This is a genomic window from Nocardioides nitrophenolicus (assembly GCF_016907515.1).
GTDB classification, from domain to species: Bacteria; Actinomycetota; Actinomycetes; order Propionibacteriales; family Nocardioidaceae; genus Nocardioides; species Nocardioides nitrophenolicus.
This window is the reverse complement of record NZ_JAFBBY010000001.1, coordinates 743,432-757,004: the sequence shown is the minus strand read 5'-3', so window position 1 is coordinate 757,004 and position 13,573 is coordinate 743,432. Positions and strand designations below refer to the sequence as shown.

Sequence of the window (13,573 nt, the reverse complement as noted above, 5' to 3'; positions counted from 1 at the left end):
TCACTCCTTGGTGCGTCGCGACGAGCCGGCTCACGGTGCGCTCCCGGCGAGCCACTTCCACCACTGCAGGGTCGAGCGCACCGGCCCGATCCGCTTGCAGAAGCCGCGCCTGTGGAGGTCGCCGTAGATCTCCTGCGCGGCGACCTGCAGGCCGAGGAAGGTGTCGACGCCGGGGAAGTAGCCGCCGAGCGTGGTCGCGCCGGACGCGTACATGACGCCGCCGCCGGACTGGGTGCCGATCAGCTCGAAGGTGCGGTCGACGTTGAGCCGGCCGACCGGGTTGCGGCCGGCGCCGCCGTGGTCGAGCAGGTCCTTGAGCAGCCGGTGCTCGGCGATGTCGGCCTCGAGGCCGGTGCAGTCGATGACGAAGTCGACCTCGACCGGTACCACGCCCTGTGCGGTGCGGACCTGGTTGAGGATCCGCTCGCCGCTGGGCCGCATCTCGTCGACGGTGCCGACGACGCAGGTGTACCAGCCCTCGCGCCGGCCCTGCTTCATCTGCCGCTGCCAGCTCTTGCGGTACGGCGTGTTGGTGCCGCCCATCCGCTTGTACAGCTCGGCCCGCTGCTCACCCTCCAGATTGCGCACCTGCGCCTTGAGCTGGCCGCCCCACACCGACTTCGGGTAGTTGAAGCCCTGGTAGGCCCAGCCGTCGCCGCCGCGGCGGCGCATGGTGACCCGGGTGCGCCCGCCGCCGGGGCGGGGGTCCTCCTCGTTGCCGTAGCCGTCGTTGGTGCCGCGGATGTAGGTGCGGAAGAGGTGCACGATCCTCGTCTGGGCGCCATGCTTCTCGCGGTCGTCCATGAGTCGCTGCAGGATCCGCGAGGCGACGATGCCGCCGCCGCGCACCAGCACCGTCGAGGGGGTCTGGACCAGCCGCTCGTAGACGTGCTCGTGGGCCTCGTAGGCGTTGACGATGTGGCGGTAGTCGTTGTTCTCGGTGCGGTAGCGCTGCAGCTCGGGCAGGAACTTCAGGCCCGGGTAGCCGACCGCGAGGTGCACGTACTGCGAGCGGAAGGCGACCCGCTTGGTGGCGGAGGCGCCCTCGGGCGGGGTCAGGATGGTGAAGTAGCCGCCGCCGTAGCGGCGCCGGACGATGCGGACCAGGCCCTTGACCAGCATCTCGTCGTACGAGATCCGCTTGGCCTCGCGCTCGAGCTGCTCGAAGACGTTGCCGGCCTTGGGCGTGTAGTAGTCCTCGAAGATCGGCTCGCTGAACAGCTGCCAGAGCACCTTGAGGTTGAAGTGCCGCACGCCCTCGGCGAAGCCGTACGACGGGAAGCCCCAGATGTTGTCGGGCCGCGACGCCGAGTCGGAGCGGATCCGCTCGGGGCGAGGGACCTGCGAGACCCGGGTGAGGTACTCGTAGGTCTGCCACGGGTAGTCGAGCGTGCTGAGCACCCGCATCTGCGAGGTCGGCACGCCGGCGATGCGCAGGTAGTCGACGGTCACGAAGCTGCCGATGCCGCCGCCGATGGTGACGAACGGGACGTCCACGATCGGGATCCCGGCGGCCGCGACCATGTCGTCGGTCCAGAAGTCGGTCTGCAGCAGCTGGTCGTTCAGGTCGCCGGAGATCGGCTGCGCGGGCAGGTAGGTCGACGGGTCGGTGGTCGGGACCACGGATGCCGCGGTGGGGTCGATCAACGTGCCTCCTCGGTCGTTGAGGGCGTCCGGAACGCTACACCGGTTGCGGCTCCCGTGACCGGGGAATCGCTGCTCCCCGTCCCCGCCGCGTGCCATGCTGGTCCCTGGCCGAGGCAGCCGGCCGACGACGAGGCGCTGGAGGATCCGCGTGCAGGGAATCGCTGACTACGTGTTCGTCCGCCCGCTGGGCGAGTCGAACTACGGCACCAACTACCTCGCCACCGCCCCCGCCCGGCTCGGCATCCCGGCCGGCGAGGTGGTGGTCAAGGTGATCGCCGGGCCCACCTCCGACGACGCCTTCCGCCGCGCGACCCGCGAGCTCAAGCACTTCAGCGTCGCCGACTCCGACCGGCTGGTCGCGGTCTACGACGCCGGTCGCCACGGCGGCGCCTTCTACTACGCCATGGAGTTCCTGCCGCTCGGCTCCCTGGAGAGCCCACAGGTCGAGATCGGCGCCGGCCGGCGGGTGGCCGCGGTCCGCGACGCCGCGCTGGCCGCGCACGCGCTGCACGAGCGCGGGATCGCCCACCGCGACATCAAGCCGGCCAACGTGCTGCTCGCCGAGGACGGCGGGCGGCTCGCCGACCTCGGCCTGTCCCAGCTGCTCTCGCCCGGCATGGTGACCACCGGGCTGGGGCAGATCGGTCTGGAGTTCACCGACCCGGCGATCATGCTCGGCGCGCAGGCCTCCCGCGCCAGCGACATCTGGTCCCTCGGCGCCACTCTGCACTTCGCGATCACGGGCCAGGGCGTCTACGGCGAGCTGCGCGACACCGAGCCGCTGCTGCTGGTGCGCTCGATCCTGGCCTCCCAGCCTCGCCTCTCGCCCGACCTGCCGCCGGCCGCCCGGGAGCTGGTCGAGGCCTGCCTCGCCACCGACGTGGCCGCCCGCCCCCGCACCGCCGCGGAGGTCGCCGACCGCATCGCCGGGCTCGGCGCCGAGCTGGGGTCGGCGGTCTGAGCATGGAGCTGCACGACGCCCTGCGCGAGCTGGTCGCCGACCACGGGCCCGGGATCCTCGACGACGCCTCCGGGTTCCGGGGCGTCCTCGACGACGTCCTCGCCGAGGACCAGGCCACCACCGGCGACATCAACCTCCTCGTCGACGCCGTCCGCTTCGGCGTGCTCCACCCGCTCGGCGAGATGATCGACGGCGGCGCCGATCCCGGCCGTGCCGTCGAGGAGGCCGGGCTGCGCCTGGCCCGCGACCGTGGCGGCGACGACCAGGCGGCGTCGAGCTGGGCGGCCGCCGTGCTCGGGTACGCCGTCGGCAAGGTCCCGCTCGCCGTCGTGCTCCGCTACCGCTCCAGCCGGCCCGCCGGCGGCCCGCTGCCGCCCCCGACCGTCGCGCCGGCCCGCGCGCCGGCGCCGCCGTACCCGTCGCCGCCGCCCACCGCCTGGCCGCCGGCGCCCCCGGCGACCTCCTCCGCGCCGACGCCGTACGCCGCGCCGGCGTCGTACCCCTCCGCGCCGGGCGGCTATGCGCCGCCTCCGGGCTACCCGGCGCCGGCCGCCCGGAAGCGCGGAGCCGGCGTCTGGGTCGCGGCCGCCGTCGCCGGGGTGGTCGTGGTCGGTGGCGGGATCGCCGCCGCCGTCGCGCTCTCGGGAGGCGGCGACGAGCCCGGCCCGGGCAAGACCGAGTCCAGCGGGCCGAAGGAGCCCGCGGTCGCCGTCGACGCGGCGTCCCTCGACGAGCGCTACGGCACGTTGGCCAGCCAGATCTCGACCGGCACCTCCGACTGCAAGGCCGGCAAGCCGGGCGCGGGGGAGAGCGAGGTCGTGACCTGCACGGTCAGCACCGGCACCCTGCGCCTGGTCACCTACGCCGACGAGGCGGCCCTGGTCGCGGCTCGCACCGCCCGTCTCGACTACCGCGCCGGCACCATGACGGCCGACAACGACGCGACCGCGCTCTACGAGTACGACCCCGAGCGCGGCGGCACCACCGATCCCGCGGTCGTCTACTGGGACAGCAAGGGCGCCCGCCAGTCCGCGCTCCTCGAGGGCGAGGGCACCGCCACCATCGACGCCGTCGTCGCGAGCTTCACCAGCACCTCGCCGCGGGTCACCGAGCCGACCGCGCCGGCCCATCCCAAGCTCATCGAGTTCATCAAGATCAACATGGACGTCGCCAAGTGCACCCGGGAGCGCACCTTCTTCACCGGCGAGACCGAGGAGAGCAGCTGCGAGACCGACGACAGCGGCATCCTCGTCAGCGTCGGCCGCTACACCACCCGCAAGGAGATGAAGGCCGACCGCAAGTACTACAAGCGCCAGTACGACCAGGCCGGCTCCCAGGGCGGCGGCGGCACCTGGCGCTTCGGCGAGGGCCCGACCGAGGGCGGCTACTACGCCTACACCGACAGCACCGGCGAGACCGCGACGGTCTACTGGGACTGGAACGCCGACGACTGCTACTGCTACGGCGTCGCCCGGAACTTCGACGGCGACCTCGCCAAGCTCGAGGCCTGGTGGCCCTCGGACGACTGAGCGTCCCGCTCAGCCCTCGGGTGCCGGCACCGTGTCGGCCAGGTCGGGACGGTCGATCCCCGCGACGTCACCGCGCACCAGCAGCGCCATCGTGGTGTCGTCGCCACCGATGAGCGCGGGCTCGGCCAGCCACTCCGGCAGCTGCTCGCGCACCCAGCCCAGGCCACGCGCCCGGGCGAACTCGAGCAGCTGCTCGCCGGTCTGGCGCCACCAACCGTCGGCGTCGACCCGGGAGCGGCCGAAGCCGTCGGTGCACAGGAACACCAGCGCCACGTCGCGCTCGCGGACGTCGAGCACCGAGATCCGCAGCGCGTCGAGCGGCCGTGGCTGGCACAGCGAGCTGGTGTGCAGTCCGTCGAGGTCGGGATCCTCGGGCAGCGGCCGGGAGGCGGTGCCGTCGCCGGAGACCAGCACGATGTCGCCGTCGCCGATCTGCAGGAAGAGCACCAGGCCGTCGACCGCCGCACAGGCGAGGACGGTCGAGCCGTAGGGGCGGAGCGGGTCCTCGGCGGCGCCGAGCTCCAGGTCGGCCTCCGTGAACGGGTGCGCCTCGGCGTGGTGGCGGACCTTGGCCGTCCAGGTGTCGACCAGCCCGGCGGCGGCGCCCCGAAGCAGGTCCCGGGCGGCCTCCCGGTCGGCCCCGGTCGCGGCGACCGCCGGCAGGATCCGGCGCAGCTCCTCGATCACGCTGACCACCGCGAGGGCGGCGCCGGTGTCGCTGCGGAAGTGCAGCTTGTGGCCGTGCCCGTCGGCGACGGCGACCACCGCCTGGCCGGACTCGGGGGACGTCCAGGTGTGCACCGCGTCCTGGATGGGCAGCTGGTCGCGGACGTGGACCGAGCCGATCGTCGTACCGGACAGGGTGCTCCACACCGGATCGGCGTCCGGCCGGTCGGTCATCCCAGGGTGCTCCAGATCGGGTCGCCGATCGGGCTCGGCGGAGCCGCGGGCACGCCGGAGCCGGGTCCGACGACCGGCCGCGAGGCGACCTTGCTGGCCGCCTTGGAGGCCCAGACGATGTACTCGACGAGCTGCTCGGGGTTGTCCGCGCGCAGCAGCGGCACCTCCTCGTCGCCGATGAACCGGCGCAGGGAGTGCATGTCGGCGTCGCGGCCCACTCCGAGCGCCAGGCGTACGGCGGTCGCCCCCCACCGGTTGTTGAGCAGGGCCTGCAGGCCCTCGGCGAAGGTGACGCCGCTGCTCTGGGTGGGCCGGCCGTCGGAGACCAGGATGATCGCGGGCGGGAAGGCGCTGTTGGACTCGTCGAGGTGGTCGAGCGCGCCGGCGAGGGTCTGCAGGGCGCTGCCGAGCTCGGTGAACCCGCGGGGCACCGCCTCCAGCCGCCGCCAGTGGATCTGGTCGACCGGGGTCGGCTCCTCGATGATCCACTGCGGCTCGTTGGCGAACGCCAGGACCCGGACCAGCATCTCGGCGTGCGGGTTGGCCCGGGCCTCGTCCTTGAGGTGGGGCAGCACCTCGGTGATCGCGTTGTTGAGCGCCTGGATGCGGCCACCGCGCAACATCGAGCCCGACACGTCGAGCACGAAGATGAAGTGCAGCGGCTTGCGCGCCAGGGCGCCACCGAGCCGGTCACTCATCGCAGGCCTCCTTCCACGGGGCGTCGGGTTTCAACTCTCGCCGTTCTGTCGAGGTTATAGCCTGTCACGGGTCAGAGAACGCGATAACGGAGGTCGGTCACACCCATGGTGCTGGCAGAGGGCGTCGAGGTCGACCTCGGGCCGTTGGGGCGCGCCCGGGTGACGTCGCTGCTCGGCCAGGGCGGCCAGGGCTATGTGTTCGAGGTGCGCCGTGACTCCGGCGAGCCGCTGGCGCTGAAGTGGTACAAGCCCGAGAGCGCCACCGCCCAGCAGTACGACGAGATGCAGCAGCTCGTCGAGATCGGGTCGCCCCACCAGCGCTTCCTGTGGCCGCTCAGCATGGCCCGGGTCGGCACCGAGCCGAGCTTCGGCTACGTCATGCACCTGCGCCACCCCCGCTACCTCGAGCTCAGCTACCTGCTGCTCAACGCCGACCGCGACGGCAAGCCGCTCGACGTCTCCTTCGCCTCGATCATCGAGTTGTGCCGCCAGCTGAGCTACAGCTTCCTGCGGCTGCACGCCCGCGGGCTGTGCTACCGCGACATCTCCTTCGGCAACGTCTTCTTCGACCCCGGCAACGGCGACGTGCTGATCTGCGACAACGACAACGTCGGCATCGACAACGGCACCGGCCGGGTCCTCGGGACGCCGTACTTCATGGCGCCGGAGGTGGTCCGCGACACGACCTACCGCACCCTGCCCAACACCGACACCGACCGGCACTCGCTGGCCGTGCTGCTCTTCTACTCCCTCTTCCTCGGCCACCCGCTCGAGGGCGCGCGCACCGACGCCGGCATGCGCGACGCCCACTGGCTGATGACCCACTTCGGCACCGAGCCGCTGTTCTGCATGCACCCCACCCGGTCCGAGAACCGGCCGGCTCAGATCGTGCAGCAGTACTGGAGCATCTACCCGCAGTTCCTGCGCGACCTGTTCGTCCAGGCGTTCGTCGACGGCATCGACAACCCGGGCGCCCGGGTCACCGAGGGACAGTGGATCAAGGCGCTCGACCGGCTGCGCGACGGGATGCTGGCGTGCCCGACGTGCGGCACGACCAACTTCTGGAGTCCCGGCGAGGAGAGCGTCACCTGCTGGCAGGACCGCACCCAGGTGCGTCCGCCGTATCTGCTCCAGGTCGGGCGGCGCACCGTCGCCGTCGGGCCGCAGACCACGCTGCGCTCCGACCACCTCACCTCCGGCGTCGACCACCCCGAGGTGCTCGGCCGGGTGCGCCGCCACCCCGACGCCCCGGACCGGTGGGGCCTCCACAACGCCTCCGACTTCTCGTGGCCGGTCGCCTACCCGGGCGGTCAGAGCTTCCTGCTCGAGCCGGACCGCACCATCGAGCTGGTCGAGGGCGCCCGGATCCAGCTCCGCAACGCCACGGTGCAGGTGCGCCGGCCCGCGCCCGACGGACAGGGGTGAGCGTCGTGTCCGCACTCGTCATCGAGGTCGAGGGCCGGGTGCTGCGCCTCGAGGGACAGCCGGTCTACCGGATCGGCCGGGCCATCGAGGCCGACGTCGTGCTCACCGCCGGCTCGGTCTCGCGCCAGCACGCCGAGCTCCACGCCACCGAGTACGGCTGGGTGCTGGTCGACCGCGGCAGCCAGTTCGGCACCTACGTCGACGACGAGCGGGTCACCGAGTACCCCATCGAGCGCCGGATCGCCGTGCGCTGCGGCCCGCCGGCTCCCGGCTCGACGCTCGCCATCATCCCCGCCGAGGAGTACGACGTCGCCGCGGCCACCCCCGTGGCGCCCGCCCCGCCGCCGGCCACGCCCGCCGAGCCGGCCGCCCCGGCCTATGTCGTCAACGAGGCGACCCGGCCGCCGTACCCGGTCGCTCCGCCGCCGGCGTCGCCGCCTCCCGCCACCCCGCCGATGGGCGTCCCGATGCCGTCGGCTCCCTCGTGGGCGCCGCCACCCCCGGGCTCCCGCCCGGCCGCCGCGCCGGGCCTGCCGCCGGCGATCTCCGGCAACGACGCCACCCAGATCCTCGCGATGCCGCGCCCGTCGGGCCCGCCCGGCGCCGCGCCCGCCCCGCGCAGCGGACCCGACCTGCTGCTGATCGCCGAGGGCCGCGAGCACCGGTTCCGCCACCCCACGCCGATCACCGTCGGGCGTCGCAGCGACTGCACGGTCGTGATCGGCGACCCGGCCTGCTCCCGTGTCCACGGCCGGATCGACCCGGTTCCGGGCGGCTGGACCTACACGAACCTCTCCAACGAGGGCACCTTCCACGACGGGCGCCGGGTCGCCACCACCCGCTTCGACGAGCGGCTCGGCCTGCGCCTGGGGCATCCGGTCGCGGGCCCCGAGCTGACCCTGGTGCCGATCCTGTCCGCGGCCGAGGAGGAGCGCCGGATCGCCCGGCGCCGGCTCCGCAAGCGGCTCGCGGTCATCGGCGGCGTCGCCGCGGCCCTGCTGCTCGTCGTCGGCGTCGTCGGCGTGGCCTTCCTGGCCGGCCGCGACGAGCCGAGCCGACCGCGCGGCGGAGGCGGCACCGACGTCCTCGAGGCCGCGAAGGCCGCCACGGTCAAGATCACCGCCGAGAGCCACCTGATCGACGACCCGTCGAACACCGGCACCTACCACGGCTCCGGCTCGATCATCCGCTCCGACGGCCTCATCCTCACCAACGCCCACGTCGCAGCACCCGAGTCACCCGGCCTGGCGCAGAAGTACGGCGACGAGGTCCGCATCGCCGACCCCGACTACCTGCTCATCTCGCTGACCGACGGCATGACCGACACCAACGCCCCGGCCGCCTACCGGGCCCGGGTCGTCGAGGCCGACGGCAACCTCGACGTCGCCGTCGTCCAGATCTACGCCGACGAGAACGGCGGGCCCATCGACGGCAACCTCGACCTCCCCACCGTCCCGATCGGCAGCTCCGGCGACCTGCGCGCCGGCGACAACGTCACCGTGCTGGGCTTCCCGGCCGTCGCCGGCGACGGCGAGTCGATCACGGTCACGACCGGCGTCATCTCCACGGTCCTCAACGACCCCGACCTCGGCCCGCGCTCCGAGCTCGACACCGACGCCCGGATCGCGCCCGGCAACTCCGGCGGCATGGCGATCAACGAGGACGGCCAGCTGATCGGCATCCCGACCTCACTGTTCGCGGCCGAGGGCAGCACCGTCACCAGCGGCCGGATCCGGTCCATCGACGTGGTGAAGGACCTGATCGAGAAGGCCGAGGACGAGACCGACTAGGACCTGCCGGTGCCCCCGCAGACGTGGGGTCCTGCGGGGTGTGGGGCTCGGTCGCTACTGGTCGGGCGGGCTGGTGTCGCTGGTGTCGCTGGTGTCGTGGATGGGGTGGGTGCCGCGGTGGTCGACCCGGAACCGGAACCCGCTGGGACTGATCCACACATACGAGCCGGGGATGACGATGTCGTAACGCCACGCTGAGTGGGTCTTGGCGCGGTGGTGCCGCCGGCACAGTGGGACCAGGTTGCACGGACATGTCGCCCCGCCCTCGGCGTGGGGTCGGTGGTGGTCGATGTCGCACCTGTTCGAGGGACGGGTGCAGTGGGGGAACCGGCAGGTGTGGTCACGCAACGCGACGCGGGTCTTGTGCCGGTCGGGGATCTCGTAGGCCGTGACGGGGACGTGGTCGGCGAGGTCGATGACCGGTCGCACGATGATGGTTGTGTGCCGGGTGCGGAGCCATTCGCGGGACGGTGGCGACGACCTCCCCGGTCTCGGGTCGGGGATCAACAGGTCCAGGGCGAGGTCCTGGCGGGCCAGCTCGGCGGCTGCCTTGGACCGACGCACATCCAAGGACGACTCGTCGCCGAGCCGCCCCAGCACGTCAGCACGGCGTCCGACGGCGAGGTCGAGGTCGTGGCCGTCGGCGGCGTCCATCAGCGCGTCGAGGTGCACGAGCCCGTGGTCGTCGACCTCGCTGATGTCGAAGTGCCCGTGGTCGGCAGCCTTCTGCCGGTCGGTCTCGGCCTGTTCGGGGTCGAACCGGAGGATCGCTTCGGTGATGAGGCGTTCGAGCTGCGCCCACCCGACCCCAGAGGCGTTCCAGAGTTGCCGGTCCACGAACGAGGCAGCGTCGGCGGACAGGGGGTGGGTGAGGTCGGCGATCCGTTCGGCCCCCCACGGCTCCAACCTCCCGGTGGCCACGGCGTCGTAGACGTTCGGGAGTCGCCAGGCGCACTCGATGACCCGCCCGACGTAGGCCTTCCCGCCATCCGGGGACCTGCCGAGGACGGCGACGAGCTCCATCAACGCGAACTCACCGACCAGGGGTGCACCCGCGCCGGCGATCGGGACGCCGGTGTCGAGATAGCCCTCGGTGATCGTCGCCGCACCCTCGGGCCCGGTGACGACGTGGTCGCCGGCCCACTCCGCGATGGTCGCCCAGTCGCGGACCAGGGAGGCCTGGCGGCCTTCGACCTCGGCCCGCAGCCCGCACAGCAAGGCTGCTGTCGAACGGGAGCGGGTTCCGAGATCCATGACTGGATCGTCCCACCCACGTACGACACAAACCGGGGGCGGGAACCCGCCTGTGGAAGGCCGAAACTCGATCAGGGGGTGTGGAGAGTCGACGTCACGATCGGCGACTGGAGCGACCGACCGGGACCGTAGCCCGACCGCCGAAGCCCGCGGACGGCTGCGGCGGAGCGTCAGCTCGCCTTCTTGGCCGCCTTCTTCGTCGCGGTCTTCTTCGTCGCGGTCTTCTTTGCCGGAGCCTTCTTCGCCGCCGTCTTCTTGGCCGGGGCCTTCTTGGCAGCAGCCTTCCTCGCCGGCTTCTCCTCGGCCTCGCCCCGCGAGCTCTTGGCCGCCTCGACCGAGCGCTGCAGCGCGGCGAGCAGGTCGACCACCTCGCCGCCGGTCTTGGCGGAGGTCTCGGTGCGCTGCACCTCGCCGCCCTCGATCTTGGCCTTGACCACCGCCTGGACCGCGTCGGCGTAGTCGTCCTCGAACTCCGAGGGGTCGAAGTCGCCGGACAGGGTCTCGACCAGCATGTGCGCCATCTTGACCTCGGCGTCCTTGACCTCGCCGGTCTCGACGCTGAAGTCGGGCGTGCGGATCTCGTCGGGCCACATCATGGTCTGCAGCACGATCACGTCCTCGCGCACCCGCAGCACCGCCGTGGTCACGCGCTGGCGCAGCGCGACGGTCACGACCGCCATCCGGTCGGCGTCGAGCAGCGCCTGCCGGAGCAGGGCGTAGGGCTTGGCGCCGGTGCCCTCGGGCTCGAGGTAGTAGGACTTCTCGAACAGCAGCGGGTCGATCTGGTCGCTCGGGACGAACTTCTCGACCGCGATCTCGCGGGAGGAGGTCGTCGGCAGGTTGGCCATGTCGTCGTCGGTGAGGATGACCATCTCGCCGTCCTCGGTCTCGTACCCCTTCGCGATGTCGGAGTACGGCACCTCCTCGCCGTCGATGGCGCAGATCCGCTGGTACTTGATCCGGCCGCCGTCCTTGGCGTGGACCTGACGGAACGACACGTCGTGACTCTCGGTCGCGCTGTAGAGCTTGACCGGCACGCTGACGAGGCCGAAGGACACGGCCCCCTTCCAGATCGCACGCATGAGTTGAATCTACCCGTTCCTGACAGGATGAGTGCGTGCCCGACCTGCGCCCGATGCTCGCCACCGCGGGCACCCACGTCCCCCGGGGCGAGGAGTGGTGCCACGAGGTCAAGTGGGACGGCGTCCGGGCGCTGGCGGCGCTCGACGGCGGTCCCGGCGCGACGGTCACGCTGACCAGCCGCAACGGCAACCGGATCACCCCGGCCTGGCCCGACCTGGTCACGCCGCCGGCGGGCGTGCGCGACCTGGTCGTCGACGGCGAGATCATCGCGCTCAACGAGCGCGGCCTCCCCGACTTCCGGGTGGTCGCCGAGCGGATGCACGTCCGCAACGCCACGACCGCGGCCCGCCTCGCCACGCGGATCCCGGTGACCTACATGGTCTTCGACCTGCTCCGCCTCGACGGCGAGGACCTGTGCCCGTTGCCGCTCCACGAGCGCCGGCGCCGGTTGGCCGAGCTCGACCTGGGCCGGTCCGGCTGGCAGGTCCCGGCCGAGTACGACGACGGCGCGATGCTCCGCGAGGCGACCCGCGCCCAGGGGCTGGAGGGCATCGTCAGCAAGCGCCGCGACTCGCCGTACCGCCCGGGGGAGCGCACCCACCACTGGCTGAAGTTCGCCCACCGGCACCGCGCCTCGTTCGTCGTGGGCGGCTGGCGCTCGCAGACGGGCACGACCGGCCGGCTGGCCGCGCTGCTGGTGGGGGAGCCGACCGCCGACGGCCTGGCCTACCGGGGCCGGGTCGGCTCCGGCATCGGCCCGAAGCAGTCCCGCGCGCTCGCCGCGCTGCTGGGACCACTGACCCGCGGTGCGAGTCCGTTCGCCGACGAGGTGCCGCGGGTCGACGCCGAGGGGACCACCTGGGTCGAGCCGGTGGTGGTCGTCGACGTCGACACCCACGGGCTCGGCTACGAGCGCCTCCGGCAGCCGTCGTACCAGGGCGTGCGCGCCGACCTGACCCCCGAGGACCTGTGATGCCCAAGAAGGCCGAGCACCCCCAGACCGAGGTCCACGTCGACGTCGAGGGCCGCACCCTGCGACTGACCAACCTGGAGAAGGTGCTGTACCCGAGCACGGGCACCACCAAGGGCGAGGTGCTCGACTACTACGTGCGCGTCGCGCCGGCGCTGCTGCCGCACCTCGCCGGCCGCCCGGTCACCCGGATCCGCTGGCCCCACGGCGTCGGCGACCTCAGCTTCTTCGAGAAGAACGCCCCCCGTGGCACGCCGAGCTGGGTGCGCACGGCCGAGGTCCCGACCACCGGCAGCCGGGGTCCGAGCCGGCACGGCGACACGCTCGTCTTCCCGATCATCGAGGACCTGCCGACCCTGGTCTGGGCGGTCAACCTCGCCGCGCTCGAGCTGCACGTCCACCAGTGGACCGTCGACGCGGACGACGAGCCGGTCGGCGCCGACCGGCTCGTCATCGACCTGGACCCCGGTGAGCCCGCGGGCCTGCACGAGTGCTGCCAGGTGGCCCTCCACGTCCAGGAGGCGCTGGCCGCCCGCGACCTCGCCGCCGTCGCGGTGACCAGCGGCAGCAAGGGCCTGCACCTGTACGCGCCGCTCGCCGAGCCGCTGCCCTCGGCGGAGACCAGCGAGCTCGCCAAGGAGATCGCCGAGGAGCTGCAGGCCGCGCACCCCCAGCTGGTCACCGCGACCATGACCAAGGCCCGGCGCCGCGGCAAGGTGTTCCTCGACTGGTCCCAGAACGCCGGGTCGAAGACCACGGTCGCGCCGTACTCGCTGCGCGGCACGCCGCGCCCCCAGGTCGCCACCCCGGTCGGCTGGGACGAGGTCGCCGAGGGGGCGGAGGACCCGCTCGGCCTCGACCAGTTCACGCCGGCTCAGGTGCTGGAGCGGGTCGAGGAGTACGGCGACCTCTTCGCCTGAGGCAGCGCTCAGGAGAGCCGGCGGCGCATCGGGTAGACGTCGAACTCGGTGACCGCGCCGGCCGGGTCGCCGCCGGAGCCGACGGCGTGGGCGACCTCGTCGGGCGAGACCGCGTGGTCGGCCTCGTCGAGCGTGGCGTCGATGAGCATCTGGAACTCCGGCGACGGGTGGTCGACCCGCTGCGGCGTGGTGTCGATCCGCCAACCGGCCCGGCCGAGCTCGGTGAACAGTCCCATCAGCGTGGTGTTCTTCTCCGCGGCGACGCCCTCGAAGCCGTCGGCGGCCTCGATCAGGTAGACCGGGCGGGTGACGGTGAGCGCGGCAGCGTCGTACAGCGGCACCCACAGGCGCGCGTACTCATAGGACCGCTTCGCGCTCACCCTCCCAGTGTAGGCC

Annotated in this window: 12 protein-coding genes; 6 read left to right on the top strand and 6 right to left on the bottom strand. The window is 72.6% G+C overall.

The window, feature by feature from the left end; translation table 11 throughout:
• Positions 1–30: 30 nt before the first annotated feature.
• Complete coding sequence (locus tag JOD66_RS03620) at positions 31–1,647, bottom strand: FAD/NAD(P)-binding protein (protein ID WP_204835567.1); 1,617 nt, start codon at positions 1,645–1,647, stop codon at positions 31–33.
• A 148-nt stretch (positions 1,648–1,795) separates the two neighbouring features.
• Between JOD66_RS03620 and JOD66_RS03615 the strand changes: the two genes are divergently transcribed.
• The gene (locus tag JOD66_RS03615) at positions 1,796–2,608 is read left to right on the top strand and encodes a protein kinase domain-containing protein (RefSeq protein WP_204835566.1); all 813 of its coding nucleotides are present in this window, start codon (positions 1,796–1,798) and stop codon (positions 2,606–2,608) included.
• A 2-nt stretch (positions 2,609–2,610) separates the two neighbouring features.
• Positions 2,611–4,137, top strand: a complete 1,527-nt coding sequence (locus JOD66_RS03610; RefSeq protein WP_204835565.1) for a hypothetical protein — start codon at positions 2,611–2,613, stop codon at positions 4,135–4,137.
• A 9-nt stretch (positions 4,138–4,146) separates the two neighbouring features.
• Here the strand turns inward: JOD66_RS03610 and JOD66_RS03605 are convergent, their stop codons facing one another.
• Positions 4,147–5,037, bottom strand: a complete 891-nt coding sequence (locus JOD66_RS03605; RefSeq protein ID WP_204835564.1) for a PP2C family serine/threonine-protein phosphatase — start codon at positions 5,035–5,037, stop codon at positions 4,147–4,149.
• Complete coding sequence (locus JOD66_RS03600; RefSeq protein ID WP_204835563.1) at positions 5,034–5,735, bottom strand: vWA domain-containing protein; 702 nt, start codon at positions 5,733–5,735, stop codon at positions 5,034–5,036. Before JOD66_RS03600 ends, JOD66_RS03605 begins: the two co-directional genes overlap by 4 nt.
• A gap of 105 nt (positions 5,736–5,840) precedes the next feature.
• Between JOD66_RS03600 and JOD66_RS03595 the strand changes: the two genes are divergently transcribed.
• Both JOD66_RS03595 and JOD66_RS03590 read left to right on the top strand, forming a co-directional pair.
• Complete coding sequence (locus JOD66_RS03595) at positions 5,841–7,160, top strand: protein kinase domain-containing protein (RefSeq protein ID WP_204835562.1); 1,320 nt, start codon at positions 5,841–5,843, stop codon at positions 7,158–7,160.
• Positions 7,161–7,165: 5 nt separating this feature from the next.
• Positions 7,166–8,950, top strand: a complete 1,785-nt coding sequence (locus JOD66_RS03590) for an FHA domain-containing protein (protein ID WP_204835561.1) — start codon at positions 7,166–7,168, stop codon at positions 8,948–8,950.
• A gap of 54 nt (positions 8,951–9,004) precedes the next feature.
• Here JOD66_RS03590 and JOD66_RS03585 read toward each other — a convergent pair whose 3' ends face one another.
• Positions 9,005–10,204 (bottom strand): HNH endonuclease signature motif containing protein, encoded by a 1,200-nt coding sequence (locus tag JOD66_RS03585; RefSeq protein ID WP_204835560.1) that lies wholly within the window; start codon positions 10,202–10,204, stop codon positions 9,005–9,007.
• A 170-nt stretch (positions 10,205–10,374) separates the two neighbouring features.
• Positions 10,375–11,286, bottom strand: a complete 912-nt coding sequence (gene ku / locus JOD66_RS03580) for a non-homologous end joining protein Ku (protein ID WP_204835559.1) — start codon at positions 11,284–11,286, stop codon at positions 10,375–10,377.
• Positions 11,287–11,321: 35 nt separating this feature from the next.
• On the opposite strand from ku, the gene ligD (JOD66_RS03575) reads away from it, so the two are divergent.
• Together ligD (JOD66_RS03575) and ligD (JOD66_RS03570) are read left to right on the top strand one after the other, a co-directional pair.
• Positions 11,322–12,260 (top strand): non-homologous end-joining DNA ligase, encoded by a 939-nt coding sequence (gene ligD, locus JOD66_RS03575; protein ID WP_307823275.1) that lies wholly within the window; start codon positions 11,322–11,324, stop codon positions 12,258–12,260.
• Complete coding sequence (ligD, locus tag JOD66_RS03570; protein WP_204835558.1) at positions 12,260–13,177, top strand: non-homologous end-joining DNA ligase; 918 nt, start codon at positions 12,260–12,262, stop codon at positions 13,175–13,177. The genes ligD (JOD66_RS03575) and ligD (JOD66_RS03570) overlap by 1 nt, the downstream gene beginning before the upstream one ends.
• 8 nt (positions 13,178–13,185) lie before the next feature.
• Here ligD (JOD66_RS03570) and JOD66_RS03565 read toward each other — a convergent pair whose 3' ends face one another.
• On the bottom strand, positions 13,186–13,557 hold the full coding sequence (locus JOD66_RS03565) for a hypothetical protein (protein WP_204835557.1): 372 nt from the start codon (positions 13,555–13,557) through the stop codon (positions 13,186–13,188).
• Positions 13,558–13,573 lie beyond the last annotated feature (16 nt).